Genomic DNA, 25,771 nt, shown 5'->3' on the forward strand with positions numbered 1-25,771 from the left:
CCGCCGTTCGCGAGCACTCATCACTATGTCGAAAACACTTCCCCTGTCCGCGCCTGCCACTGCTAAGCCGTTCCCGTGGCTCGGACTCATCACCCTGGCAGCTGCTGTCTTCCTCTCCGTCACATCCGAGATGCTGCCCACCGGCCTTTTGCCGGACATGAGCCAGAGCCTGGGCGTCAGCGAATCCCAGGTCGGCCTGCTGGTCACCTGGTTCGCCTTCACCGTTGTGCTCACCACAGCGCCCATGACCCACCTGACGCGCACCCTGCCGCGGCACGGACTCATCGTGACGGTGCTCATCGTCTTTGCCATCAGCAATGTGCTGACGGCCATCGCACCGAGCTACGAACTCGTCATTGCCTCCCGGGTCATCGGCGGTCTCGCGCACGGGCTGTTCTGGGCCGTCGTCGGCGCATACGCCGGCCACCTGGTTCCGAAAGAGCAGATCGGGCGCGCGGTGTCGATCACCGTCGCCGGTGGAACCCTCGCCTTCATCTTCGGAGTGCCGCTGGCCACGGCTGCCGGGCAGCTGCTCGGCTGGCGCCAGTCGTTCGGCTTGCTCGCCGTGCTCATGCTCGTCGGTGCCGTCATCGTCTGGAAGTGCCTCCCACCCGTCGAGCACTTCGGTGCGAAACAAAAGCGGGAGCGCGCAGAAGCAGCTGCCGTCCCGGATAGTGCCCAATCAGCGGCCGACGTCCCCACTGACCGCGGCATCTGGCGCGACCCGAGCATGATGGCCGTCGTGTTGCTCTGTTCGATCACCGGGCTCACCATGATCGGCCACTACACGTTCTACACGTACATCGCGCCGTTCCTCATCGACGGCATGGGCGTTGACAGCTCAGCGGTTGCCCCGCTCCTCTTCGCGTATGGCATCGCCGGAGCGGTCGGACTCCTGCTCTCCGGCACGGTCTTCGGCCCGCGCCCGCAGGCGGGGCTCGTGATCTTCCTCGCGGTCTGCGCCGCGAGCGTGACGGTCCTCGCTGTGTTCGCCGCCAACCTGCCCGTGGCCATCGGCGCGTTCGTGCTCTGGGGAGTCGCATTCGGCGGTATTCCAGCCATGCTGCAGACGCGCCTGCTGCACACGGCATCGCCCCGCATCAGGGACGCGGCCAGCGCGTTCTACACCTCGGCATTCAATGCCGGAATCGGTGGCGGCGCGTTGCTCGGTGCAGGCCTGCTCAACGTGGTTGGACTGTCGGCGCTCCCGTTCGTTTACGTGGGCATCGTCGTCGCATCACTCGCGCTCGTGGTCGTCAGCGACCTCGTCATGCGTCGGCGTCGCCTTCTGGCTCTTTAGGGGGCCGGCTCACCGGATACTGAGCGCTAGTGCCGCTGCGCGGCCCATCCGTGTAGCGAATACAGGATGAATCGCGCACATGTAACCGAATACAGGACAGATCGCGCTCTCTGCGACGATGTTTCCGGTTTTCGCGACCTCGATCAACGGGGGAGATGTGCTGCCGGCCGCGCGCCAGGGCTCGGTGGTCGAGGAGGCCCGCTAGGGCCGTCTCGAGACCTAGCGCAAGCGGATGCCGGCGGCGTATACCTCGTCGACCTCAAGTGCGGCGTTCAGCAGCACGGCGTCCGCGGCGTAGCCGACCGCGAGGCGGCCGAGGTCATGCGCGCGTCCCACCGTGCGAGCCGGTGTTTCGGTGAGCGCGGTGATGGCGTCCGTGATGCTGACGCCGACCTCGTTCACCGCGCGGCGCAGCGCGTCGTCGAGCGTGAGCGTTGAACCGGCGATGGAGCCGCCCTCTGTCAGACGGGCGACGCCGTCGGTGACCGTCACGGCCAGGGTGCCGAGCATGTATGCTCCATCGGTCGAGCCGGTGGCCGCCATGGCGTCAGTGATCAGCGCGATGCGGCCTGGAGCTCCTGCGAACGCCAGCCGAACGACCTCAGGGTGCACGTGCACGCCATCGTTGATGATCTCCAGCGTGACGTTGTCGCTGTGCGTCGCTGCGGATACCGGGCCCGGGGCGCGGTGATGGATGCCTCGCATGCCGTTGAAGGCATGCGTCAGGATCGACGCGCCTGAGGCGAAGGCAGAGATGGCCGTCTCGTAGTCCGTTGAACTGTGGCCGACGGCGACGGCGATGCCGGCATCCGTCAAAGTGGCGATGGCCTCCGGTGCGCCGGGGAGTTCAGGAGCCAGCGTGACCTGGCGGATGTGACCGCGCCCCGCCCGAATCAACCGGGCAATGGAATCGGCGCCAGGAGCACGCAGAAGAGCGGGGTTGTGAGCGCCGCGGAACGCATCGTCGAGGAACGGGCCCTCGAGGTGCGCACCGAGGATCAGCGGGTTCTGCTCAGCTTCTGTGGCAATCGCGTCGAGTCGCGTCTCCAGGTCATCGACGGTTGCGGTGACAAGGGAGAGCACGATGCGCGTTGTGCCGTGCGCGTGGTGCACAGCAAGCGCGGTGCGGATGGCGTCAGCACCGTCGTCGAAGGCGCTGCCGCCGGCACCATGGCAGTGAATGTCGATGAATCCGGGGGTGAGCCAGCGTCCGCCGGCGTCTGCGACACGCACATCGTCCCCGCCACCGACGTGCGCACGCCAGCCGTCGCCGGTACCGACGGCAGACACGACGTCGCCGTCGAAGGCGACCCACGCATCCGCTGTGATGGACCCGCCTGAAACGACGGTGGCCGAATGAATGATGACGGAGGCGTTCACGCGACGATCACCTCAACGCCGTTCTCGGCGAAGGCGGCGAGCTGCTCGGCGGTGATGCCGGCATCGGTGATGAGGGTGTTGAAAATCTTGGAGGAACCCATGGTGGCGAACGCGTTTCGACCTATCTTGCTTGAATCGGCCACGATGACGGCGCGGGATGCGCGCCTGGCCATGAGGGAATTGACGGCGGCCTCACGCTCGTCGTGCACGGTGGGGCCGACGACGGGGTCGATGCCGTTCACACCGATGAATGCGATGTCCATGGTGATCTGCTCGAGCACGATGTCGCTGTACGGGCCGACGAGTTCATACGACCGGGAATGCACGACTCCGCCGGTGACGACCGTCTTGATCTGCGGGCGCATGGCGAGCTGGGCTGCGATGTTGATGGCGTTGGTGACGACGGTGAGGTTGGAGTGCGGTGACGCCTCCATGATGTCGGCCCTGGCTCCGAGCACCGTTGCGATGGCGGTGCTTGTGGTGCCACCGCAGAGCCCGATGACGGCGCCGCGCGGCACGAGTGCACTGGCAGCCCGTGCGATGCGGAGCTTCTCAGGGGCGTGCTGCTCCTTCTTGTACCGGATCGGCAGGTCGTAGGCCACCGACTGGCCGATGGCACCGCCGCGCGTGCGGGTGAGCAGCTGCTGGCTGGCCAGAGTGTCGAGATCGCGTCGAGCGGTGGCTGCAGAGACACCAAGTTTGGTGATGATGTCGTCGACCTCGACCTGGCCGGTTTCGGCGAGGAGGTCGAGCACGGCGTTCAAACGCTCGGCGCGATTCATGACTAACTCCTGGTTCCTGTCCCCGGTCGCAGTGCGAACAACTCTAGAAGTCTGGCAGCCTCTCCGGTGATCGCCGTACGCCCCGCCGCCAGGTATTTCCGGGAGTCGACGACGCTGGGGTTCTCCGCCAGGTACTCGCGGATGGCCGCCGTGAAGAAGCCGTTGAGATGGGTAGAGACGTTGATCTTGGTCATGCCGGCATTGATCGCGGCCACGATCTGCCCGTCGGAGGCCCCGGAGGAGCCGTGCAGCACGAGCGGAACGGTAAGTGCGGCGTGCAGGATGGCGATCAGGTCGGTGTCGAGGGACGCCGATCGGCTGGTCATCGCGTGCGATGAGCCGACGGCGACAGCCAGGGCGTCAACGCCCGTCGCGGCAACGAAGGCCACAGCCTCGTCGGGGTCGGTGCGCACGCCGGGCGCGTGTGCGCCGTCTTTGCCGCCAACCTTGCCGAGCTCCGCTTCAACGTAGACGTTCGCGGCATGGGCGTACGTCGTCACGCGCTGGGTCGCTGCGACGTTCTCGTCATAGGCGAGATGGGCGCCGTCGTACATGACGGAGCCGAAGCCGAGGTCGACGGCCTGCATGGCAAGCTGCTCGTCTTCGGCATGATCGAGGTGCAGGGCGACGGGAACGGATGCCGCGCGCGCGACATCCAGGCTGGCCAGCGCGATCGGTGCAAGGCCGCCGTGGAAGCTGGCGCAGTTCTGCGAGATCTGCAGGATCACGGGCAGGCCGGCGCGCTCGGCCGCGGCAACGAGTGCCTCTGCCGTTTCCAGGTGGATCACGTTGAATGCGCCGATTCCAGTTCCGCGCTCTGCCGCGGCGTCCATCAGTTCGCGCGTCTGGATGAGGGTCATGCACTGATCCTGTCTGTGGTGATGGTGATGTCGTCGGCAAGTTCACGGTGCAGGGGAGAGATCTCGCCCGCGAGCGGCATGAGCACAGCGGCGGCAGACCAGGCGGTCGCGAGGCGGAGAATGCGCTCGGGGTCTGCCACACCGCCGTCGCTCACAGCGCCGTCGGCCAGGCAGGCGGCGATCGCAGCAACGGCCGCGTCGCCGGCGCCGGTGGGGTTCCCACGCAGCACGCGATTGAGCGTGGCCCGCAACGGATGCTTCTGGTCGGCCTGCGAGAGCGCGAGCATGCCATCCTCGCCGAGCGAGACCAACACGAGCGATGCGCCGCGGGAGAGCAGCGCCCGTGCGCCACGCACGGGGTCATCGTCGCCCGTTGCCTCGGCGAGTTCGTGCCGGTTGGGCTTCAGGACCGTGGCACCGGCCTCGGCCGCCGCGAGGAGCGCGGGGCCTGACGTGTCGATGACGGATGGAATACCCAGCGCCATCGCCGCGGCGACGAGCTCAGGGTAGAAGCCGGGGTGGGCGTCGAGTGGCAGGCTCCCAGAGCCCACCAGGCAGGCGGCCTGCTCGAGGGCGGCCAGCGTCGCGTTGGTGAGGCGCTGCCATTCAGCGGGGGAGTGATTCTCGCCGTGTTCATTGAAGATGCTCGTCTGGGCGTTGGTGTCGTCAACGAGCGCAATGGTTCGCCTGGTCGCTGCCCGAACCGGAATGATGCGGTTAGGCAGCCCGCTGGCAGACAGCTCGCCAGAGAACTCGTCTCCGGTGAGTCCGCCGGCCACGCTGATGGCCAGGGTGTCGATGCCCTGCTGGTGCAGGACACGGGCGACGTTCAGGCTCTTGCCGCCGGCCCGCACGGCCGCGGCGCCGACTCGATGGGTCTCGCCGAGTTCGATGCCTGGGACGACATAGGTGAGGTCGAGGGCGGGGTTGGGTGTGACGGTGACGATCATGATGTGGCTCCAGAGCGATCGGCGAGTTCCCTGGCGAGAAGTGCGGCGCCGATCAGACCGGCGTTCTCGCCGATTTTGGCGGGGATGAGTTCAGGACGACGGTGGAAGCTGAGCATCGCGTCGACGCGAGCGCGCAGCGGCACAAAGAGCGTATCCCCGGCCTGTGCCAGCCCGCCACCGATGACCACGGCCTGGGGCGCGATAACCGCCGTAACCTGCGCAATGCTGAGGGCGAGGGCGTCGAGCGCCTCATCCCACACGCTCTGGGCGATGGGATCGCCCGCCGCTGCCCTGCCGAGCACATCCTTCGCGCCGGCGGGTGTCTCGCCGCTTCGCTCCGCGTAGCGTCGGGCGATGGCGCCAGCTGACGCGATGGCTTCGAGGCAGCCGCGTGCGCCGCATGGGCAGAGCGGGCCGGCCGGATTGACAATCGAGTGGCCGATCTCGCCGGCATATCCGTCGGCCAGGTGAGCGCGTCCGCCAAGGAACAGCGCGCTGGCGATGCCGGTACCGATGACGAGGACCATGACATCCGTGAACGGTTCGGCAGCGCCGAGCAGGTACTCAGCCTTTCCAGCGCCCCGCACGTCGTGGGAGAAGGTCACCGGCATGCCGAGACGTTCCTCTGCCAGGCTCCTGAACGGGACGTTGCTCCAGTTGAGGTTGGCAGCGTGGATGCCGATGCCCTTCTCATCGTCGACGAGGCCAGGTACCAGGAAACCACCGGCAACCGGGGTCACCGATGGGAAGTCACGGGCGAATCCCTCTGTGAGCTGGGCGAGGCGGTCGAGCACGGCGCCAGCCGTCTCCGCTCCTCTGTGAGGTGTCGGAGTGCGGCTGAGGCCCAACATGGTTCCGGATGCGTCGAAGAGCGCGGCCTTGGTGTCAGTGCCTCCGACGTCGAAGGCGACGACGGCGCCGCCGGTGCCGAGGGAAGGGGTCTGATCGTTGCTCGCGCTCATAGTCACTAGTTGAGGATGACAGACCGCGTGAGGTTGCGTGGCAGGTCGGGGTTCAGTCCCTTGGCCTCTGCGCGCAGCAGGGCGAGCTTCTGGGCCCGGACGAGTTCGGCCAGCGGGTCGAGATCGCTCGAGACGAAGCGGGCGCCCGTTGCGTTGACATCGGACTCGATGCCGGCCGGTGCAGCGCCGAACATCCAGGTGACGCGACCGGGGGCCGCGATGCTGATCGGTCCGTGGCGGTATTCCATCGCCGGGTACGACTCTGTCCACGACTGTGATGCCTCGCGCATCTTGAGGGCTGCCTCGTGCGCAAGGCCGACGCTCCAGCCGCGGCCGAGGAAGGTGTACTGCTCAGCGTTGATGAGGTCGTCGTCGAGGTTGTCGGCGACGGCGATCTCGGCATCCGCTATGGCCTTGGTGAGGTCTTCGCCGAGGGAGGCGCGGAGGAACGCGAGTGCCGTCGTGGCGAAGCGGGTCTGCACGACGGACTGCTCGTCGGCGAACGGGAGGGCAATGAGCGAGTCGACCTCGTTGACGAACGGCGAGGTGACATCGCCGACGATGCCGATGATGTTGGTGGAGCCGCGGTGGGCCGAAACGAGTTCGAGAACCTCGCTCGTTGTGCCTGAACGGGTCAGGGCGATGATGTCGTCGTAGTCGCGATTGACGAATGCCTCAGATGCGGCGAAGGCGTCTGTCACGCCGTGTCCTCCGGTTTCGCGGAGAGCCGCGTATGCCTGCGCCATGAACCAGGAGGTGCCGCACCCGACGATGGCGACCTTGCGTCCGGATGCCGGCAGGAGTGCCTGGTCGGCGGTGAGGGCTGCGGCGCGCGCCCAGGTCTCGGGCTGAGAGGCCAGTTCGGTGGCCATGTGCGTGGCGGTGGTCGTCATGGTTATTCTCCTCAATTACTGCACGTCGATGATTACTTATGATCGTAACTCGTGTCTAGCGATCAGTATTTCATTCTTTTCCCTTTTATTAAGGACGGATAACAAATTGCTGCACCCCTCTTGACCACGAAAAAGTTTCCCGACATGCTGTGGCGATAGCTGAACAGTCGTGATTGTTTAGCGATTAAAACAGTCATCATTCATCACACCATCCGTTGGTTGGGCGCGGTGAAAGAGGCTGCACGCGCCGTCGCGTGAGGTGAAGTCGCGGGCGGAGTCCATCCAAGAGTGAGGAAGCACCACATGAAGAAGTCTCTCCGCATTGGAGGCATCGTTGCCACGGCAGCGCTGGCCACCATGTCGCTCGCGTCCTGCGGATTCGGCGGCGGCGACTCAGGCGGATCCGATTCGGCAACGTCGATCGATCTGCTCGTTCCCAGCTATTCAGATAACACCCAGGGCCTGTGGGAAGGTGTGATCGACGCCTTCGAGGCGGAGAACAGCGACATCACGGTCAACCTCGAGGTTCAGTCCTGGGACAACCTCAACGATGTCATCACCACCAAGGTGGCCGCAGGCAAGGCCCCAGACATCATGAACGGTGGCCCGTTCGCCGGTTTTGCAGCGGATGAACTGCTATACCCGATCAAGGACGTCGTCTCAGCCGACACCCTGTCCGACTTCCAGGAATCCTTCGTGGAGAGCGCATCGGTCGACGGTGTGCAGTACGGCGCTCCGCTCATCGCATCCGCTCGTGCCCTGTTCGTCAACGAAGACCTGCTCGCACAGGCCGGCGTCGCGGCAGTGCCGACCGACTGGGACGAACTGCTTGACGCTGCAACGAAGATCTCCGCGATCGGTGGCGGCGTCGCCGGCTACGGCATGCCCCTCGGCTCAGAAGAAGCCCAAGCTGAAAGCGCCATCTGGTTCTACGGTGCAGGCGGCGGCTTCGGAGACGCCAAGGAAATCACGATCGACACCCCTGAGAACCTCAAAGGCGCCCAGTTCATCCAGACCATGGTCGACGCGGGTGCAACCCAGCCAGACGCAGGAGCCACCGACCGCAGCCCGCTGATGGACGTCTTCGTCCAGGGCAAGATCGGCATGATCATCGGCCTCCCGCCGACAGTCGGCCAGATCGCAGAGGCCAACCCAGAGCTCAACTACTCGATCAACCCGATTCCGACCGCTGATGGTTCAGCGTTCACCCTCGGCGTTGCCGACCACCTGATGGCATTCAAGAACGACGAGAAGAAGCAGGACGCAATCACCAAGTTCCTCGACTTCTTCTACACGCCAGACCAGTACGTCAACTGGGTCACCACGGAGAAGTTCCTGCCGACCACGAAGTCCGGCGCAGAAGTGATGAACAGCGACGAAGACCTCGCACCGTTCCTCGCCACTCTGCCGAGCGCGCAGTTCTACCCGAGCACCAACCCCAACTGGTCTGCAACGGATGCTGCATTCAAGAGCCTCGTCGGCCAGTTGGCACAGGGTAAGGATGCACAGGCAGTCCTGACCGAGATCCAGGCGAAGTCAGACGCCGGCTAACCAGCCGCATCACACCCTGATTGACGAACACAACGAATCGGTGATTGACGGACATGACTGAAACAATCCAGCAGACACCGACCCAGGCGGGGGCGACCAATGGTCGTCCCCGCCGAGGGGCCGTCGGCACTCGTGCCACGGCCAGGGCCGGCACCCGACTGACGGATCTGGTGGGAGCGCTGCCCTGGATTGCGCCTGCGCTCATCCTGATCTTCGGCATTGTCCTGTTCCCCGCCGTGGTGATGTTCTACAACTCGACCAGGGACATCAGCCTGAGCGGTGTTGACAAGGGCTTCGTCGGGTTCGAGAACTACCAGACGCTGCTCGACTTCGAGCCGCTCGCCGGCATCATGCTCCGCACGCTCATCTGGGTCGTCGCCGTTGTCAGCATTACCGTCATCCTGTCGCTCGGCCTCGCCCAGCTGCTGAACAAGGCGTTCCCCGGCCGCCAGCTCGTTCGCCTGGCCGTCATCATCCCGTGGGCGGCGAGTGTTGTCATGACGACGCTCGTGATCTACTACGGGCTAGAGGGCTACATCGGCATCATCAACAAGTTCCTCGTTGACATCAACCTGATCGATGCGCCGTACGGGTGGACGAAGAACGCCGTCAGTGCGTTCAGCTGGTCGATCGGCATTGCCGTCTTCGTCTCGCTGCCGTTCACGACCTATACGATCCTCGCTGGCCTGCAGTCTGTGCCAGGCGACGTGCTCGAGGCCGCGAAAATGGACGGCGCAGGTCCGGCGCGCACCTACTTCGGCATTGTGCTGCCGCAGCTGCGCGGTGCACTCTCTGTCGCCATCCTCATCAACATCATCAACGTCTTCAATTCGCTGCCGATCCTGAAGACCATGACCGGGTCGATACCGGGGTACGACGCAGACACAGTGATGACCATGATCTTCAAGTACATCCAGAACGAGCACAAGATCGACGTGGCCAGCGCGCTGAGTGTTGTCGCGTTCCTCATCGTCATCGTGATCGTCGCGATCTACGTCAAGCTCGTCAAGCCCATGAAGGAGGTCTGAGATGACCGCGCTCACCTCGCCGCCTGCTGCTGCCCCTCGTGACCAGCCACCGACATCCGCTCTGGGGGGTGGTACCGCCGGCACGCGCCAGACCCGTCGGCGCAAGCGATACACCGCAGATCAGGTTCCGCTCGGCAATGTCATCTGGCGGATGGCGGCCGGCCTTGTCGTGCTGGTCATCTTCGTCATCCCGTACCTGATCATGTTCTTTGGGTCTGTGAAGACCAAGAGCGAGATCCGGTCGGTGGAGCCGACGTACTTCCCGACGGAATGGCGATGGGAAAACTACGTCAACATGTGGTCGACCCCAGAGACACCGCTGGTGCAGAACCTGATCTCCACGATCGTGATTGCCGTCTTCGCCACGATCCTGGTGCTGCTGGTCGCCCTGCCAGCGGCCTACTACACGGCCAGGGTCATCTTCCCCGGCCGGATGGTGTTCCTCTTCCTGGTCATCGTCACGCAGATGCTGCAGCCGGCTGTGCTGACCTCAGGGCTGTTCCGGCAGCTCAGCTTCTTCGGGATCTCTGACACCTGGCTCGCGATGATCCTGGTGAACGCCGCCTTCAACCTGTCGTTCGCGGTCTGGATCATGCACAGCTTCTTCGCCGGAGTGCCGAAGGAGGTCGACGAGGCCGCCCAGATCGACGGCGCAGGCCGACTGACCGTGCTGTTCAAGATCAACCTGCCGCTCGTCTGGCCGGGTATCGTCACGGCGATCGTCTTCACGTTCGTCGCCTGCTGGAACGAGTTCGCGGCGAGCCTCGTCATCCTCTCGACCGCGGGAAACCAGCCGCTGTCGGTCGCCCTGACGAAGTTCGTCGGGCAGTACGAGACCAGCTGGCACTACGTGTTCGGTGTGTCGATCGTGGCGATCATCCCCGTTGTCGTGCTGTTCATGCTCATCGAGAAGCGCCTCGTCGGCGGCCTGACGGCGGGCAGCGTCAAGTAGGACGAGCGCCAGCGGTCGGCCTGTACCACAGGGGATGACTACCCGCTGCTGCCGGTAAGCTGGGGGAGACACCACGACCGTAACAAGCCGGGAGGCCGCATGGCGACATTCCTCCTCGCTTTCCTGCTCCTGGCCGTGCTCACGCCCACTCTCACGCGCCTCCTGTCCGTGCGGGTCTTCTATGTCATCGCGCTGCTCCCCGCCGCAGCGTTCGTCTATACGCTCACGCAGACATCCGCTGTTATGGCCGGCGGCGCTGTCACAGAGCGCATCCCGTGGATCCCGGCGCTCGGCATCTCACTCTCGTTCAGGGTCGACACGCTCGCCTGGCTGCTCGCACTCATCGTCACGGGCGTTGGCGCGCTCGTGCTGCTCTACTGCGCACGGTACTTCTCGCCGACGGAGCCCGGTCTCGGCCGTTTCGCTGCCTGCCTGCTGGCGTTCGCCGGCACCATGTACGGGCTCGTCACAGCCGACGACATCCTGGTCATGTTCATGTTCTGGGAAGTCACGAGCATCCTCTCGTACCTCCTGATCGGGCACTACACGGGTAAGCGGGAGAGCCGCGGTGCTGCCCTGCAGGCGCTCCTGGTCACCACGTTCGGTGGGTTGGCGATGCTCGTCGGCGTGGTGATGCTCGCGAGCCGCGCCGGCACGACATCTCTCGCTGAGATCGTGGCACACCCCGTGACAGAGGCAGAGGCTGGCCCGCTGCTCACCTGGGCGATCATGCTGATCCTGGTCGGCGCATTCTCGAAGTCGGCCCTGATCCCGTTCCACTTCTGGCTGCCGGCTGCGATGGCGGCGCCCACCCCGGTGAGCGCATACCTGCACGCGGCCGCCATGGTGAAGGCCGGCATCTACCTGGTGGCACGCCTCGCCCCCGGTTATGCAGACACCACGGGGTGGATGCCGGTGCTCATCGTGCTCGGCGTCTGGACCATGCTCGTCGGGGCTTGGCGATCCCTGCGCCAGTACGACCTCAAGCTCGTGTTGGCATACGGCACGGTCAGCCAGCTGGGCTTCCTCATGATCGTGGTGGGCTTCGGCACGCGCGACGCCGCTCTCGCTGGCGTCACCCTGGTGCTAGCCCACGCGCTCTACAAGGCCGCGCTCTTCCTGATCGTCGGCATCATCGACCATCGGGCTGGCACCAGAGACTGGCGCGCGCTGTCGGGGATCGGCCGCCGAGAACCGGTGCTCGCCACCATCGCATTCATCGCCGTCGCGTCCATGGCCGGCATCCCACCGCTGCTGGGGTTCGTGGCCAAGGAAGCCGTGTTCACCGCCTTCATCGACGCTGGCCTGCACGGCGACGGCTGGGGCTGGGTCGCGCTCATCGGCACCGCGATCGGATCTATGCTCACCGTGGCATATAGCGTCAGGTTCTTCTGGGGCGCGTTCGCCACCCGGCCGGATACCGCGCCGACACCGCTGCATGCCAGCCGGTGGGACTTCATGCTGGCCCCCGGCATCCTGGCCGCAGCCACGCTGCTGCTCGGCCCGCTCGCCTTCATGCTTGACCCGCTCTTCGCGCCGTACGCCGACACCGTTCCGGGCGGCGGCCACTATCACCTGGCCCTCTGGCACGGCCTCGAACCTGCGCTGTTCATCACGGTCATCGTGCTGCTCGTCGGCTGGGGGCTCTTCCTCGTGCGCCGCAGGGTCGCCAGGCTGCAGGACTCGGTTCCGCCGCTCATTGATGCCGGCCGCGGATACGGGTCGACGGTTCGCGGCGTCGACCGCATCGCCCTCTACGTCACGCGCATCGCCCAGAAGGGCGGCCTTCCGCAGTACCTCGCCACGATCCTCGTGGTGTTCGTGCTCGCACTCGGCGCCGCCGCGGCCCTGAACCGCACCTGGCCGAGCGAGATCGTGCTCTGGGATTACCCAGGCCAGGTCATCATTGCCATCATCATGGGCATCGCGGCCATCATGGCGGCCCGCGTAGGCCAGCGGATGACGGCGGTGCTGCTCGCCGGTGTGACCGGCTACGGCATGGTGGCCTTGTTCGCCTTCCACGGCGCACCAGACCTCGCCCTCACCCAGGCGCTCGTCGAAACGATGACCCTCGTCGTTTTCGTGCTGGTGCTCCGTCGGCTCCCACCGAAGATCGCCCAGCACAATCGGCCGATGCACCGCAAGCGTCGCGCGCTGCTCGGCGGGCTTGTCGGCCTCGTGATGGGAACCATCGGTTTCATTGCGCTCGGCGCCAGGCAGGCGGAGAGCATCGCGACCGAACTGCCGCGCCTCGCCGTCGAAGAAGGCCACGGCGCGAACATCGTGAACGTCATGCTCGTCGACATCCGCGCCTGGGACACCATGGGCGAGATCTCGGTGCTCATCGTGGTGGCCACGGGTGTCGCCAGCCTGCTCTTCGTCTCTGGACGCAACCCCGATGTGCACCGGCTGCGCGAATCCCGGAAGCTCCGCCGGCCGAAGAATCGTCGCCGTATCGTGAGCGATCCCACTGCCTCGAACGAGGGCGCAGACGTCACCCGCCAGTCCTGGCTGCTGGCCGGGCGCACGCTGTCAGGGCGCAACCGTTCGATCCTCATCGAGGTCATCGTGCGGCTGCTGTTCCACCCCGCGATCATCGTGTCGATCTACCTGCTCTTCGCCGGCCATAACGCGCCGGGTGGCGGCTTCGCCGGCGGCCTCATCGCCGGTCTCGCACTGGTGTCCCGCTATCTCGCTGGTGGACGGTACGAGCTCGGAGAAGCCGCGCCCATCGACCCTGGCAAGATCCTCGGCCTCGGCGTGATCCTGGCCGTCGGCATGGCCGTCGTATCGCTGTTCTTCTCCGGTATCCCGCTGGAGTCCGCCTACTTCTCCACCGATCTCCCGGTTCTCGGCCACCTCTCGTTCGGCACCTCGACCATCTTCGACATCGGCGTCTACCTCGTCGTCATCGGCCTCGCCCTCGATATCCTGCGGAGCCTGGGCAGCGAGATCGACAGGCAGAGCGATGCCCCTGAAGAACCGGGCGGCGAACCGGGCGGCGGCGGCCTTGACGAGCCGACAGCGGACGACGGCGCACTGCCGGACTCCTCAGAGGCAATCGGCCCAGAAGCGGATGACAGTCGTACGCCCGTGACGGACGCCCCCGGCCAGGCTGGGCGCCCGACGTGGGAGGTCACGCGATGAGCGCATCCCTGACCCTCGTCATCGTGATGGCCGTGATGTACGCGGCGGGCGTCTACGTCATGCTCGAGCGCAGCCTCACCCGGCTGTTGATCGGATTCCTGCTCGTCGGCAACGCCACGAACCTGCTCATCTTCATCATGAGCGGTCGCCCCGGCAGCTCTCCCATCGTCACGGGCACGCCGCTCGATGACAACATGGCCGACCCGATGCCGCAGGTGTTGATGCTCACGGCGATCGTGATCAACTTCGGCATCACGGCGCTGCTGCTCGCCCTCATCTACCGGTCGTGGTGGCTGGCGCAGCTCGGCGATGAAGGTGACGAGGTCAGCGATGAGCACGCCACAGAAACCTCTGATGAGACCGAAGAGACGTTCCGCTCGTCGACAGACGACGAAGCAGCCATCCAGGCCGTCCTGGACGCCAGCGAGCGTGAGGATATGACGCCAGAAGAGATCGCCGCCGCCGTTGCAGCCGCACACGAGGGAGGCGACCAGCAATGAACGTGAACGTGCTCGTTCCCCTCGTGGTCGCGATTCCGCTGCTCGGCTCCGCCATCGCGCTGATGCTGGGTCGCCGCCGACGCCCACAGATCGTCGTGAGCGTCGCGGCGCTCACGGCCGTCGTCGCAATCAGCGCCATCCTGCTCGTGCTCGTCGACCGCGACGGTCCAGCCGTCGTGCACGTCGGTGGCTGGGACGCACCGTGGGGGATCGTGCTGGTCGTCGACCGACTCTCGGCGATCATGCTTCTCATCTCAGGGCTCATGCTGCTCGGCGTGCTGCTCTTCGCCGTCGGCCAGGGCATCATCGACGGGCACAGGGAAACCCCGATCTCGATCTTCCACCCCACCTACCTGGTGCTCTCCGCCGGACTGTTCGACGCGTTCATCGCCGGCGACCTGTTCAACATGTACGTGGGCTTCGAAATGCTGCTCTCTGCGAGTTACGTGCTGCTCACCCTCGGCGGCACTGGTGCGCGCATTCGCGTCGGCGTCACATACATCGTGGTCAGCCTCATGTCGTCGCTGCTCTTCCTCAGCGCGATTGCCCTGCTCTACGGTGCGACGGGCACCGTCACCATGGCGCTGCTGGCCGAACGCATCCCCGACCTGCCGGCCGACGTGCAGCTGATCCTGCACCTGCTGCTCCTGCTCGCATTCTGCGTGAAGGCTGCCGTGTTCCCGCTGTCGTTCTGGCTGCCTGACTCCTATCCGACAGCGCCTGCACCGGTCACTGCTGTGTTCGCCGGGTTGCTCACCAAGGTGGGCATCTACGCCATCATTCGCACGCAGACGCTGTTGTTCCCCGACGACAGTCTGATGGTCCCGCTCATGATCGTGGCGTTCCTCACCATGATTGTCGGCATCCTCGGTGCGCTCGCCCAGGCCGACATCAAACGATTGCTGTCGTTCACACTGGTCAGCCATATCGGGTACATGATCTTCGGCATCGCGCTCGGCACGCAGTTCGGCATGGGCGCCACCATCTACTACGTGGTGCACCACATCAGCGTGCAGACGACTCTGTTCCTCGTCGCCGGCCTCATCGAGCGCACCGGAGGGACCACCTCGCTGTCGCGGCTCGGGGGACTATTGAAGGGCGCGCCCGTTGTCGCAATCCTGTTCTTCATCGGAGCCCTGAACCTCGGTGGCATCCCGCCATTCTCCGGATTCCTCGGCAAGGTGGCCTTGTTCCAGGGCGGTGTAGCGGTCGGTGGCCCGCTGGTCTACGTGCTGATCGCAGCCGGTGCCGCAACCTCGCTCCTCACGCTGTACGCCCTCGCCCGCGCCTGGAACATCGCGTTCTGGCGGTCGCGCTCAGAGGTCAAGAACTACGATTCCCCGGTGCTCGGCGCCCTGCAGGAAGACCCGCACGATGAGGGCACCGTGCTCACCAAGACCATCTCACCCCTGATGACCGGCGCAACGACAGCCATGCTCGCCCTCACGGTTGCGCTCACCATCTTCGCGGGGCCGATGTTCGCGCTCACGAACCGTGCGGCGGCAGATATTGAGAACCCGGCCACCTACATCGACGCCGTGTTCCCGAATGGAACGCCATGACATCCGCTAAGGAGCGCAGGGCTCGCACCTACAACCAGCTCCCACTCTTCTTAGGGCTCGTGCTGCTGTGGATGCTGCTCTGGGGCAATTTCTCGTGGCTGAACGTGCTGACGGGAGCGATCTTCGCGTTCGTCGTCTCCGTGGTGTTCTACCTGCCAGCGGTGCAGCTGAGCGGGCGGCTGAACATCTGGCGGCTCGCGCTCTACCTCATCTGGCTGCTCACCGACATCGTGCGCGCTTCTGTGCAGGTGGCCTATCTGGCGCTGGCGCCGCGGTACAAAGCGAGCAATGCCATCGAAGCGATCCACCTGCGCACGCGCAGCGACCTCATTCTCACCTGGGTTGCGGTGTCGACGTCAATCGTGCCCGGCTCCATCGTCGTCGATATCGACCGCGTGCACTCCACGCTGTACCTGCACGTGTTGAACGTGCGGAACACCGAGGAACTCGAGCGTTTCCGTCAGTCGGTGCTCGACACCGAACGGCGGGTTGTGCTCGCCATCGGGTCGAAAGAAGACCTGGAGCGATTGCGGGCGGCTGACGAAGAACCGAACGACCAGGGCGAGCAACAGAACGACCAGGGTAGGCAAGGAGGAACATTCGTATGAGCGTTGTCATCATCATCACGGGAATCCTGCTCGGCGCCGCGTCGCTGTGCGCGGTGTACCGCATCGTCAAAGGGCCATCCGTGCTCGACAGGGTGATCGCCGCCGACGTGCTCGTCTCCACGGTCATGTGTGCGCTCGGCGCCGACATGGCCTTCAACAACCACATCGACACGCTGCCCGTCCTGCTGGCGCTTGCCCTGTTCGGCGTGCTCGGCTCGCTGAGCGTCGCCCGCTTCCTCCCGAGGCAGGACAGCGCATGAGCGATACCGTGCGCGATGTGATCACCGCCGTGCTCGTGCTGGCCGGGGCATTGATGTGCTTTGCGGCCGGCGTCGGGGTGCTGCGCTTTCCCGATGTGCTCAGCCGCCTGCACGCGGCCACGAAGCCGCAGATCTTCGGTCTCATGGCCATCACAGCGGATGTCGCACTCAACAACCTGACAATCGGCACGGTCACCCTCGTGGTCTCGATCGTCTTCTTCCAGTCGCTGACCGCCCCGCTGGCCGCCCACCTGGTGGCGCGCGCCGCCTACGACACCCAGCACCTGCGCACCGACCTACTCATCGCCGATGAGCTGAAGCCCTACCGAGACACACAGGGCAGCTGACCGTTCGCGGCTGATATGCTCCAAGAGTCGCAACTGGCGTAGCACGAAAGATGGGTCACCATCGGGGAGCGACTGACACGGTTCGTGGCCGCACGCCTGGGCCGCAACATCCACTTTGAATATGTCTAAGGAGACGCCCGTGTCTACGAATGTGCCTGCTAATTCAACGCCGTCCAGCTTCAACGAGCCGCTTGAGGTCGTTGACCCTGAGATCGCCGCGGTCCTCGAGCAGGAGCTCGGCCGCCAGCGCGACTACCTCGAGATGATCGCCAGCGAGAACTTCGTTCCGCGCGCCATCCTGCAGTCGCAGGGCTCTGTGCTCACCAACAAGTACGCGGAGGGCTACCCCGGACGCCGCTACTACGGTGGCTGCGAGTACGTCGACGTTGCTGAGCAGCTCGCCATCGACCGCGCAAAGGCCCTGTTCGGCGCTGAGTACGCCAACGTCCAGCCGCACTCGGGCGCGACCGCCAACGCAGCAGTGCTGTCGGCCATCGCAACGCCTGGCGACACCATCCTGGGCCTCGAGCTGGCCCACGGCGGTCACCTCACCCACGGCATGAAGCTCAACTTCTCGGGCAAGCTGTACAACCCGGTTGCATACGGCGTCGACCCAGAGACCTTCCGTGTCGACATGGATGTCGTGCGCGACAAGGCCCTCGAACACAAGCCGCAGGTCATCATCGCCGGCTGGTCTGCCTACCCGCGTCACCTCGACTTCGCTGCATTCCGTGCGATCGCCGATGAGGTCGGCGCCAAGCTCTGGGTCGACATGGCTCACTTCGCCGGTCTCGTCGCAGCCGGCCTGCACCCGTCACCGGTTCCCTACGCCGATGTCGTCTCGAGCACCGCTCACAAGACGCTCGCCGGCCCGCGTTCAGGCTTCATCCTGTCGCGCGACACCGCACTGGCCAAGAAGCTCAACTCGAACGTGTTCCCCGGCCAGCAGGGCGGCCCGCTCATGCACGTGATCGCTGCCAAGGCCACCGCGTTCAAGCTGGCAGCTGAGCCAGAGTTCAAGGACCGCCAGGAGCGCACCCTGCGCGGTGCAAGCATCCTCGCCTCACGCCTCACCGCCGATGACTCCAAGGCCGGCGGCGTCGACGTGCTCACCGGTGGCACCGATGTGCACCTGGTGCTCGCCGACCTCCGCAACTCGGAGATCAACGGCCAGCAGGCTGAAGACGCACTGCACGAGGTGGGCATCACCGTGAACCGCAACTCGGTTCCGTTCGACCCTCGCCCGCCGATGGTCACCAGCGGACTCCGCATCGGTACCCCTGCCCTTGCAACGCGTGGCTTCGGCGACGCCGAGTTCACTGAGGTCTCCGATGTCATTGCAGAGGCTCTGAAGCCCGGTGCAGACATCCAGGGCCTGCGCTCACGCGTCAAGGTGCTGACGGATGCCTTCCCGCTCTACTCCGGCCTGGTCCAGTAATGGCCGCTGTCGTACTCGACGGCGTCCAGACTGCATCTGCGGTCAAATCCGAGCTGGCCGAGCGCATCACCGCGCTCCGCCAGCGCGGCATCGTGCCAGGACTTGGCACGCTGCTGGTCGGCGACGACCCCGGATCGCGCTCGTACGTCGCCGGCAAGCACCGCGACTGCGCTGAAGTGGGAATCGAGTCGATCCGTGTCGATCTGCCTGCCACCGCGACATCCGCTGAAATTCGGGCGGCGATCGCCGACCTGAACGCCAACCCGGCCGTCACCGGCTACATCGTGCAGCTGCCGCTGCCCGCCGGTCACGACGAGAACGCGATGCTCGAACTGATCGACCCGTCGAAGGACGCCGACGGCCTGCACCCGATGAACCTCGGTCGTCTGGTCGCCGGAATCAGCGGAGAGCTCGCCTCGCCGCTGCCGTGCACCCCGGCCGGTATCGTCGAACTGCTGCAGCGTTACGAGGTGCCGATCGCTGGGAAGCACGTGGTCATCGTGGGCCGCGGCCTGACCGTCGGGCGACCGCTCGGGCTGCTGTTCACCCGCAAGGGTCTCGACGCCACGGTTACGCTGACACACTCCCGCACGGTCGACCTGGCCGCCGAAGTGCGCCGGGCAGACATCGTGGTGGCCGCCGTTGGTGTGCCGCACCTCATCCAGCCGGACTGGATCAAGCCAGGTGCCGCCGTGCTCGACGTGGGAATCACCCGCGTCGAAGACCCGGAGACCGGCAAGGGCACGCTCATCGGCGATGTGCACCCCGATGTGGCAGAGGTGGCCGGATTCCTGTCGCCGAACCCGCGCGGAGTGGGCCCGATGACCCGTGCCATGCTGCTGAGCAACGTGGTGAAGGCGGCAGAGCGCGATCTGGCTGCGGCCATCCGTCACTTCTAGTAACGCACCTCCTCGTTGGTCGAGGAGGCCGCTCGCGGCCGTCTCGAGACCTACGAAGTCCTCGAGAGTCGCCGTTTGTGCCGAGAGTCGCCGCTGTAACAGCGACACTCGGCACAAACGGCGACTTTCGGCGTCGTACGGGGCGCCGGGTGCTGCGCGCCGAGCTGCGGGGTGCGTTGTTACGCCAGCGCCGCCGCGTGCAGTGCCACGTGTCCGAGATAGTTCTCAGCGTTCCGACGGATGCCGGCAATCTCGTCATCCGTCAGCTCACGACGTACCTTTGCCGGCACCCCGGCCACGAGCGACCCCGGCGGCACGACCATGCCTTCGAGCACGACGGCCCCTGCCGCGACGAGGGACCCCGAGCCGATGACAGCTCCGTTCATCACGGCGGCCGCCATGCCGATGAGCACGTCATCTTCGATGGTGCAGCCGTGCAGAACCGCGCCGTGACCAACGGAGACACCCGTGCCGAGCGTGAGCGGGAAGCCGCGGTCGACGTGGCAGGAGACGTTGTCCTGCAGGTTGGACCCGGCGCCGATCGTGATCGGCTCTGCCTCAGCGCGCAGCACGGAGTTGTACCAAACGCTGGAGCGATCACCGAGCGTGACCTGTCCGACGAGGATGGCGCCGGCCGCCACGAATGCGGTGTCTACAACAACGGGCGCAGGCAGACCGGGCAGGGTGATCAGGCGTGCGGAGGAATCAATGCTCATGGCGCCAGCCTAGCCAAGGGCTTAGGTGGCCCGGCGTCGCGCCTGAAGCCTGCCGATAAACGCCAGCATTTCTGGCTGCTTGCATGGTTCGAGTGCCCGCATCACTTCGCGGGGACGGGCTCCAAGCAGGCCTGGACGTAGTCTCTGGAGTAGGCGACGTCGTCAGTCGCGTAGGTCGTGACGACGATAGCGCCGTCATCGATCGTGTAAGGAATACCAGCATCTTCCAGACATTCAACGGTTGCATCGATCGCGGTCGTCTTGATTGCGCCACACCCAGCTGCCGTGGTCATCAGAAGTAGTGGGATTCCGGACGCTGCAAGAACTCGGCGACTCTTGTTTGCACGCATGCCTCAGATGCTAGCTGCGCTAAAACTGGCTGCGGCAGGCTGGCCGCGCATCGTAACCAGATGTTCACCTTGCTCTTCTCAGCCGGCGCGAATGAGGTCTACGAGCTCCTGGGCGTTGTCATCTGGCGAGAGCAGGATCTGGAGGTGGTTGTCTTCCAACGCTTGCATCACCCTGGCGGCGGCCCGTACCTTTATACCGATCTTCATCAGCAGACGCGCCGAATCTCCGGATTGGGCAGCCTGCTCCGTGAGCGTGCGAAGGACCTCCGCTCCATCGTCGCTGAAGGTCACGTCAACCGCATTCTGCCCGTCACCGTCGGCGACGGTGGCATCCGCAACACCGGCTCGGTCGAATGTGGATGGGAGTACAACATTCACACCATTGACCAAGACGCACGGGTAGTCGGAAACCTCAGTGCACGTTTTCGATACCGCCAACTCGATCGTTCCCCCGGTAGCCGACGTTGTCTCGTCGGCGCCAGCATCAGCGGAACACGCGCTGAGCGCTAACACTGCAAGCACGGCCAGTGAGAGCCTGGCTGCTCGAGAAGTCATGAATATCCTTCCTCAGACGCGCGAGCTGGATGCTGGCACAGCTTCAGTGCAACCCTAGGGGAGCCGAGAAGCACCCACCAGTCCGCCGAATGGTGAGGCTGAGCACGTTTCTGTTCGGTACAGCGATATTGAAGCGAAAGGGACGATCGCCCCAGACGAACGTCTGTAGGCGGAACCTATTGCGAGCCCAATTGGGCTCCAGCACCAGGAGCACTCCTATATCGTGCAGTTCAATTCTGTGCAGATCGTTTCCAGGGTGCTGATCCTTATGATCGGCCTACTCAGAACTGCAATCGTCCGACCGGCATCGGCACTTGGTGCCCTGTCCATTGGACATCTATACGGACAGCCAGCAGTAGACCGCCTGGTGGGGCTCAACTCCGTCGCACATGACCTTGAAATCACGGAGGAAGAGTTTGAGGTCGTCGGCCGGATAGCTATTGGAGAATTCTTCGATCTCTGACCAATCGTCAGCCAGACTCAAAACGTCCGACTCCGCCGTTCCGCGTAGTGCCCTCACTAAGAATTCTCCGATTCGGAGAACGACGCGCTCCCCTTCGTTCCGCAGCGCGATGACACGCCGCGACTCGGGATCGTCAAGTTGTTCTTCGAACGCGCGACCGGTTAAGAGTTCCTCCAAGCTGCCGAGAACGACAACAGGCTCAATCGTTTCCGAAATGACCGAATAGCCGCCGCGACGGCCGAGAAGCCTATCCTGCCAGCGGCCGCTACCTTCACTTGGCCCACTCAGCCAATCAATAGTTTTGGCCGCATGGGCGTCGGAATCTGCCACAAAATATTCGATGAGGAGGCCCATTGCCGAAGAGTAACAGTTCGCCTCAGCGCAGTGCCCGGTTCTGTGTCACAGCCATCTAGGATTCCTGCATGGTGAATATGAAACATCCGGCCGTCGACCGTGTCACAGCAGCGCTCGCCGCCCACGACTTGGCGCCTGAGGTGCGTTGGTTCGAGGTGGCAACGCCCACAGCCCAGGCCGCGGCAGAGGCCCTCGGCATCGAGGTCGGTGCCATTGCCAACTCGCTCATCTTCACGCTCGATGGTGAGCCGCTGCTCGTGTTGACGTCTGGCTCGCACCGCGTCGACACCACCTGGCTCGGCGAACAGCTGGGCGGCACGATCGCACGCGCGTCGAAGGACGTCGTGAAGGATGCCACCGGGCAGGTCATCGGGGGAGTGGCGCCCATCGGGCATCCGTCGCCCATTCGTACCCTGGTGGACGTTGCCCTCGCCGACTACGACACCGTCTGGGCAGCCGCCGGCCACGCCCACACGGTGTTCCCCACCACCTACAGTGAGCTGTTGCGCATCACCGGCGGCGAACCAGCGGCTGTCGCCCCGTAACGTAACCCCCGCGCACGACCTGCGCAGGCTATTCAAAACAGTGGATGGGCAGAGTCTTGGAATTACACGAATACGCCAGCCTCGACGCGGTCGGGCTGGCCGGGCTGATCCGATCCGGCGAGGTGAGTGCAGCGGAGGTCGAAGCGACCGCCAGGCGCGCCATCGAACTCGTGAACCCCGACCTCAACGCACTCACCCAGCCGCTGTTCGACCTTGCGCTTGACTACGACTCGGCAGGGCCGCTGGCCGGGGTGCCCTTCCTGATCAAGGACAGCGGGCCCTTTGCCCGCGGCGTCTCGTTCACGCTCGGCAGCCGGAGCATCCGCGGTGCGTTCGCTGAGGTCGACCACGCGCTGATGAGGCGCTTCCGCGCTGCGGGACTTGTGACCCTCGGCCAGACCACCGCCCCAGAGCTCGGGCTGAGCTTTGCAACGGAATCGCTGCGCTACGGGGTTACCCGCAACCCGTGGGCACTCGACAGAGGCGTTGGCGGGTCGAGCGGGGGGTCCGCAGCGCTCGTCGCCGCTGGCGCCGTGCCGATGGCCCACGGAAACGACGGCGGGGGATCGCTGCGCATCCCCGCCTCCAGCTGCGGACTCGTCGGCCTAAAGCCCAGCCGCGGACGCACCCCGAGCGGTCCGCTCGTCGGGGAAGCCGGCTTCGGCCTCATCGCCGAGTTCGCGCTCACCCGCACGGTACGGGATGCCGCGACGCTTCTCGACGCCGTCTCTACACCGGCCGCGGGCGAGGGGTACGGCGAGAAGTACACAGCGCCGCCGCCCACCCGCTCTTATGTATCGGAGCTTCGGGCCGATCCAGGGCGGCTCAGGATCGCACTCATGACCGAGGCGTGGTCAGGGGTGGCCGTCGATGAGCAGGTGGCAGCGGTATCCGCTTCGGTGGGAACGATGCTGGAGTGGATCGGTCATACCGTGACGCCCGCAGGCCCCGCCATCGAGCCGGAGGACATCGTCGAGGGCTCCATGCTCGCGGCGTACGCAACGGGCGGGGCGATGCTCCGATCGCCCCTGCGGCCGGATCCGTCGCTGCTTGAAGCGGTATCGCGCACGGTGCTGGCCGAGACCGCGGCAGCTTCTGCGCTCGAGGTGATGGCGGCGCTCGACGCGCAGCACCGCGTGACGCGCGCCGTCGGGCTCTTCTTCACCCACTACGACCTGCTCGTCACGCCCACGCTTGGGCAGCCGCCGGCCCCACACGGCACGCTCGACTACGACAATCCCAATTACACAACGCGCGCGTGGCTGCGCCGGATCTTCGAGCACGGGCCGTTCACGGCGCCCTTCAACGTGTCTGGCAATCCGGCAATCAGCCTGCCACTCGGCCAGAGCAGGGAAGGGCTGCCGATCGGCGTGCAGCTGGTCGCCGCCCATGGTCGCGAAGACCTGCTGGTGCAGGTGGCGGCCCAGCTGGAACAGGCCATGCCCTGGGCGGACAGGCAACTGCCGCTCTAGGCTCACGCAATACTCAAGCAACTTGATCAATTAGGTTGTACAATTGCGTAAATGAGTGATCCCGTAACACAGCCCTTCCTGGAGGCGCTCCGCCCGCTGTCGCGACGACTGAGTGCCGAACGCACGATCTCTGCCGGCAAAATGGGGGCGCTCAGCCACTTGGCGGAGCACGGGCGCGCAACCAGCTCGGAGCTGGCGGCCACGCAACACGTGAGCCCCCAGGCGATGTCGCTGGCCATGCAGGAACTCGAACAGCTGGGGTTCGTTCTGCGGGTGCGGGATTCAACGGATCGCCGCCGGATCTGGATCGAGCTCACCGACGCCGGGCGGCAGAAGCTGGCCGCAGAACGGCTGGCCGGCCACGGCTGGCTCGAGCAGGCAATCGCAGAACGGCTGACCCCCGACGAGCTGAAGACGCTCGAAGCGGTTATCCCGACGCTCCGGAAACTGAGCGCAGAGGCATCCGTTGACTGAGTCGACACCCCGCGCGCACTTGATGCCTGCCCTGGTCTACGCTGCCCTCTCCACGGCAATCGTCAGCTCGCTCGGCATGCTGCTGGTGCCGTCCATCTCCCAGGCGATGGACGTGTCGATCAGCACGGCCCAGTGGATGCTCACGCTCAATCTTCTGGTCGGCGCCATCGCCACGCCCGTCATGGGTCGGCTGAGTGATGGTCCGCACAAGAAGCGGCTGCTCGTGTGGTCGCTGGTGATCATCCTCATCGGTTCGGTTGTCGCCGCCACGGCGCCTAACTTCACCGTCTTTCTGATCGGTCGTGCACTGCAGGGTCTGACGTACGGGATAGTCCCGGTGACGATCGCCCTGGCCCGCCGTTACCTTGCCACCCACAAGGTCCAGTCGTCCATTTCCAGCCTGTCAGTGACCGTGTCGACAGGCATCGGCATCGGCTACCCCCTGACCGGGATCATCGCAGGGCTGGTCGACTACCGATTCGCATTCTGGTTTGCCGCGGTGTTCGTGGTCACGGCGATTGTCGTGGTGCTACGCATCGTGCCCGCCGGCCCCGACGAGCGCGCTCCCCGCGTGCCGTTCGACTTCACGGGCGCCGGCCTGCTCGGGCTCGGGCTCGGAGCGCTGCTGCTCGGCATCAGCGAGGGATCCAACTGGGGCTGGGCATCGGTCTTGACCATCGGCACCTGCGTCGTCGCGGTCGTCATCCTGGGCGTCTGGGTGAGGGCTGAACTCCGCTCGCGGCATCCGCTGGTCAACCTGCGCGTTCTTCGGAACGGCGACGTGCTGCTGGCCAACGCCACGGCAATCGGGCTGGGTGCCGCGATGTACCTCGGCCTCTCTGTCTCGAGCCTCGTTGCCCAGGCGCCCGCCTCCACCGGCTACGGGATAGCCCTGCCGGTGTTTTGGGCCGGCTTCGTGATGTTCCCGCTGTCGGTGGGCAGCTTCAGCGCGAACCGCCTCGTGCGCCGTCTCTCGAACCGCATTCGCTTGACGACGCTCCTGCCGATCGGGGCCGCCATGATGACGGCCTCTGCGATGCTGCTCTGGTTCGCCCACGCCGAACTCTGGGAGGTGCTGATCGGGATGCTCGTGCTCGGCCTTGGCATGGGAACCAGCTATGCCGCCATGCCCGCCTTGATCGCCCGCAGTGTGGCCACGGCAGAGCTCGGCAGCTCGGTGAGCTTCAACCAGGTGCTGCGCACGGTGGGCAGCTCGTTCGGCACCGCAATCTCCGGCGCCGTGCTCGCGGCGCATATGGGGGCCGACGTGCACCCGACCGACACTGGGATTAGCACCACGCTCGCGATCGGCGCGTTGATCTGCGTCGCGGTGTTCGTCGCACTGCTCATCCACTTCGTGATCACGCGTCGTCGAGGCGCGGAACCGCGCGCCCACTAACGCAGTCACTGATTCTCGGCGTCA

At 65.3% G+C, this 25,771-nt stretch carries 26 protein-coding genes and 1 riboswitch; of the genes, 16 read left to right on the forward strand and 10 right to left on the reverse strand.

All coding sequences use genetic code 11. The features are described from left to right. Positions 1-25 precede the first annotated feature (25 nt). Positions 26-1,300 carry an MFS transporter gene (locus tag AC25Y4_RS12205; protein WP_488120687.1) on the forward strand — a complete coding sequence of 425 codons (1,275 nt, stop codon included), beginning with the start codon at positions 26-28 and terminating at the stop codon, positions 1,298-1,300. A gap of 219 nt (positions 1,301-1,519) precedes the next feature. On the opposite strand, the gene nagA is transcribed toward AC25Y4_RS12205, so the two are convergent. The 6 genes from nagA to AC25Y4_RS12235 are packed head-to-tail and all read right to left on the reverse strand — an operon-like array spanning position 1,520 to position 7,133. Further along, positions 1,520-2,680, reverse strand: coding sequence for an N-acetylglucosamine-6-phosphate deacetylase (nagA, locus tag AC25Y4_RS12210; RefSeq protein ID WP_488120688.1), 1,161 nt, complete (start codon positions 2,678-2,680; stop codon positions 1,520-1,522). After that, the gene (locus AC25Y4_RS12215) at positions 2,677-3,462 is read right to left on the reverse strand and encodes a DeoR/GlpR family DNA-binding transcription regulator (RefSeq protein WP_488120689.1); all 786 of its coding nucleotides are present in this window, start codon (positions 3,460-3,462) and stop codon (positions 2,677-2,679) included. The genes nagA and AC25Y4_RS12215 overlap by 4 nt, the downstream gene beginning before the upstream one ends. A gap of 2 nt (positions 3,463-3,464) precedes the next feature. Further along, complete coding sequence (locus tag AC25Y4_RS12220; protein WP_488120690.1) at positions 3,465-4,322, reverse strand: class II fructose-bisphosphate aldolase; 858 nt, start codon at positions 4,320-4,322, stop codon at positions 3,465-3,467. Next, the gene (locus AC25Y4_RS12225; RefSeq protein WP_488120691.1) at positions 4,319-5,272 is read right to left on the reverse strand and encodes a 1-phosphofructokinase family hexose kinase; all 954 of its coding nucleotides are present in this window, start codon (positions 5,270-5,272) and stop codon (positions 4,319-4,321) included. Before AC25Y4_RS12225 ends, AC25Y4_RS12220 begins: the two co-directional genes overlap by 4 nt. Next, positions 5,269-6,234 (reverse strand): ROK family protein, encoded by a 966-nt coding sequence (locus AC25Y4_RS12230; RefSeq protein WP_488120692.1) that lies wholly within the window; start codon positions 6,232-6,234, stop codon positions 5,269-5,271. Before AC25Y4_RS12230 ends, AC25Y4_RS12225 begins: the two co-directional genes overlap by 4 nt. 5 nt (positions 6,235-6,239) lie before the next feature. Then, positions 6,240-7,133 carry an SIS domain-containing protein gene (locus AC25Y4_RS12235; protein ID WP_488120902.1) on the reverse strand — a complete coding sequence of 298 codons (894 nt, stop codon included), beginning with the start codon at positions 7,131-7,133 and terminating at the stop codon, positions 6,240-6,242. Positions 7,134-7,430: 297 nt separating this feature from the next. Here AC25Y4_RS12235 and AC25Y4_RS12240 point away from each other — a divergent pair, with 297 nt between their 5' ends. The 11 genes from AC25Y4_RS12240 (at position 7,431) to AC25Y4_RS12290 (ending at position 19,419) form a co-directional block, all read left to right on the forward strand. Continuing rightward, complete coding sequence (locus AC25Y4_RS12240) at positions 7,431-8,678, forward strand: extracellular solute-binding protein (protein ID WP_488120693.1); 1,248 nt, start codon at positions 7,431-7,433, stop codon at positions 8,676-8,678. A gap of 53 nt (positions 8,679-8,731) precedes the next feature. Continuing rightward, positions 8,732-9,706: a carbohydrate ABC transporter permease gene (locus AC25Y4_RS12245; protein WP_488120694.1), complete on the forward strand. Its 975-nt coding sequence runs from the start codon at positions 8,732-8,734 to the stop codon at positions 9,704-9,706. A gap of 1 nt (position 9,707) precedes the next feature. After that, the gene (locus AC25Y4_RS12250; RefSeq protein ID WP_488120695.1) at positions 9,708-10,658 is read left to right on the forward strand and encodes a carbohydrate ABC transporter permease; all 951 of its coding nucleotides are present in this window, start codon (positions 9,708-9,710) and stop codon (positions 10,656-10,658) included. Between the two features lie 99 nt (positions 10,659-10,757). After that, entirely contained in the window at positions 10,758-13,805 is a 3,048-nt protein-coding gene (locus AC25Y4_RS12255; RefSeq protein ID WP_488120696.1) for a Na+/H+ antiporter subunit A, read from the forward strand. Further along, positions 13,802-14,305, forward strand: a complete 504-nt coding sequence (locus AC25Y4_RS12260; protein ID WP_488120697.1) for a sodium:proton antiporter — start codon at positions 13,802-13,804, stop codon at positions 14,303-14,305. The genes AC25Y4_RS12255 and AC25Y4_RS12260 overlap by 4 nt, the downstream gene beginning before the upstream one ends. Continuing rightward, positions 14,302-15,867, forward strand: coding sequence for a Na+/H+ antiporter subunit D (locus tag AC25Y4_RS12265; RefSeq protein WP_488120698.1), 1,566 nt, complete (start codon positions 14,302-14,304; stop codon positions 15,865-15,867). Before AC25Y4_RS12260 ends, AC25Y4_RS12265 begins: the two co-directional genes overlap by 4 nt. Then, a complete protein-coding gene (locus tag AC25Y4_RS12270) occupies positions 15,864-16,475 on the forward strand; it encodes a Na+/H+ antiporter subunit E (RefSeq protein WP_488120699.1) in 612 nt (203 codons plus the stop codon). The genes AC25Y4_RS12265 and AC25Y4_RS12270 overlap by 4 nt, the downstream gene beginning before the upstream one ends. Continuing rightward, positions 16,472-16,735, forward strand: coding sequence for an MrpF/PhaF family protein (locus tag AC25Y4_RS12275; RefSeq protein WP_488120700.1), 264 nt, complete (start codon positions 16,472-16,474; stop codon positions 16,733-16,735). The genes AC25Y4_RS12270 and AC25Y4_RS12275 overlap by 4 nt, the downstream gene beginning before the upstream one ends. After that, entirely contained in the window at positions 16,732-17,082 is a 351-nt protein-coding gene (mnhG, locus tag AC25Y4_RS12280; RefSeq protein ID WP_488120701.1) for a monovalent cation/H(+) antiporter subunit G, read from the forward strand. The genes AC25Y4_RS12275 and mnhG overlap by 4 nt, the downstream gene beginning before the upstream one ends. Before the next feature lie 19 nt (positions 17,083-17,101). Continuing rightward, positions 17,102-17,191, forward strand: a riboswitch (ZMP/ZTP riboswitch). Between the two features lie 30 nt (positions 17,192-17,221). Beyond that, the gene (gene glyA, locus AC25Y4_RS12285) at positions 17,222-18,520 is read left to right on the forward strand and encodes a serine hydroxymethyltransferase (RefSeq protein WP_488120702.1); all 1,299 of its coding nucleotides are present in this window, start codon (positions 17,222-17,224) and stop codon (positions 18,518-18,520) included. Continuing rightward, positions 18,520-19,419, forward strand: a complete 900-nt coding sequence (locus AC25Y4_RS12290; RefSeq protein ID WP_488120703.1) for a bifunctional methylenetetrahydrofolate dehydrogenase/methenyltetrahydrofolate cyclohydrolase — start codon at positions 18,520-18,522, stop codon at positions 19,417-19,419. Before glyA ends, AC25Y4_RS12290 begins: the two co-directional genes overlap by 1 nt. A 179-nt stretch (positions 19,420-19,598) precedes the next feature. On the opposite strand, the gene AC25Y4_RS12295 is transcribed toward AC25Y4_RS12290, so the two are convergent. The 4 genes from AC25Y4_RS12295 to AC25Y4_RS12310 form a co-directional block, all read right to left on the reverse strand. Next, positions 19,599-20,135: a gamma carbonic anhydrase family protein gene (locus AC25Y4_RS12295; RefSeq protein ID WP_488120704.1), complete on the reverse strand. Its 537-nt coding sequence runs from the start codon at positions 20,133-20,135 to the stop codon at positions 19,599-19,601. 101 nt (positions 20,136-20,236) lie between these two features. Then, on the reverse strand, positions 20,237-20,428 hold the full coding sequence (locus AC25Y4_RS12300; RefSeq protein WP_488120705.1) for a hypothetical protein: 192 nt from the start codon (positions 20,426-20,428) through the stop codon (positions 20,237-20,239). 135 nt (positions 20,429-20,563) lie between these two features. After that, positions 20,564-21,040 carry a hypothetical protein gene (locus AC25Y4_RS12305; protein WP_488120706.1) on the reverse strand — a complete coding sequence of 159 codons (477 nt, stop codon included), beginning with the start codon at positions 21,038-21,040 and terminating at the stop codon, positions 20,564-20,566. 337 nt (positions 21,041-21,377) lie between these two features. Continuing rightward, complete coding sequence (locus AC25Y4_RS12310) at positions 21,378-21,857, reverse strand: hypothetical protein (protein WP_488120707.1); 480 nt, start codon at positions 21,855-21,857, stop codon at positions 21,378-21,380. A 68-nt stretch (positions 21,858-21,925) separates the two neighbouring features. Here AC25Y4_RS12310 and AC25Y4_RS12315 point away from each other — a divergent pair, with 68 nt between their 5' ends. Genes AC25Y4_RS12315 through AC25Y4_RS12330 form a run of 4 tightly spaced genes read left to right on the forward strand, consistent with a single transcriptional unit; the run spans position 21,926 to position 25,747 of the window. Further along, complete coding sequence (locus AC25Y4_RS12315) at positions 21,926-22,402, forward strand: YbaK/EbsC family protein (protein ID WP_488120708.1); 477 nt, start codon at positions 21,926-21,928, stop codon at positions 22,400-22,402. Between the two features lie 44 nt (positions 22,403-22,446). Next, a complete protein-coding gene (locus AC25Y4_RS12320; protein WP_488120709.1) occupies positions 22,447-23,874 on the forward strand; it encodes an amidase in 1,428 nt (475 codons plus the stop codon). A gap of 51 nt (positions 23,875-23,925) precedes the next feature. Beyond that, complete coding sequence (locus tag AC25Y4_RS12325; RefSeq protein WP_488120710.1) at positions 23,926-24,348, forward strand: MarR family winged helix-turn-helix transcriptional regulator; 423 nt, start codon at positions 23,926-23,928, stop codon at positions 24,346-24,348. Further along, positions 24,341-25,747 carry an MFS transporter gene (locus AC25Y4_RS12330; protein ID WP_488120711.1) on the forward strand — a complete coding sequence of 469 codons (1,407 nt, stop codon included), beginning with the start codon at positions 24,341-24,343 and terminating at the stop codon, positions 25,745-25,747. The genes AC25Y4_RS12325 and AC25Y4_RS12330 overlap by 8 nt, the downstream gene beginning before the upstream one ends. The last annotated feature ends 24 nt before the right edge of the window (positions 25,748-25,771 follow it).

The organism is Leifsonia sp. Y878, from assembly GCF_057669685.1.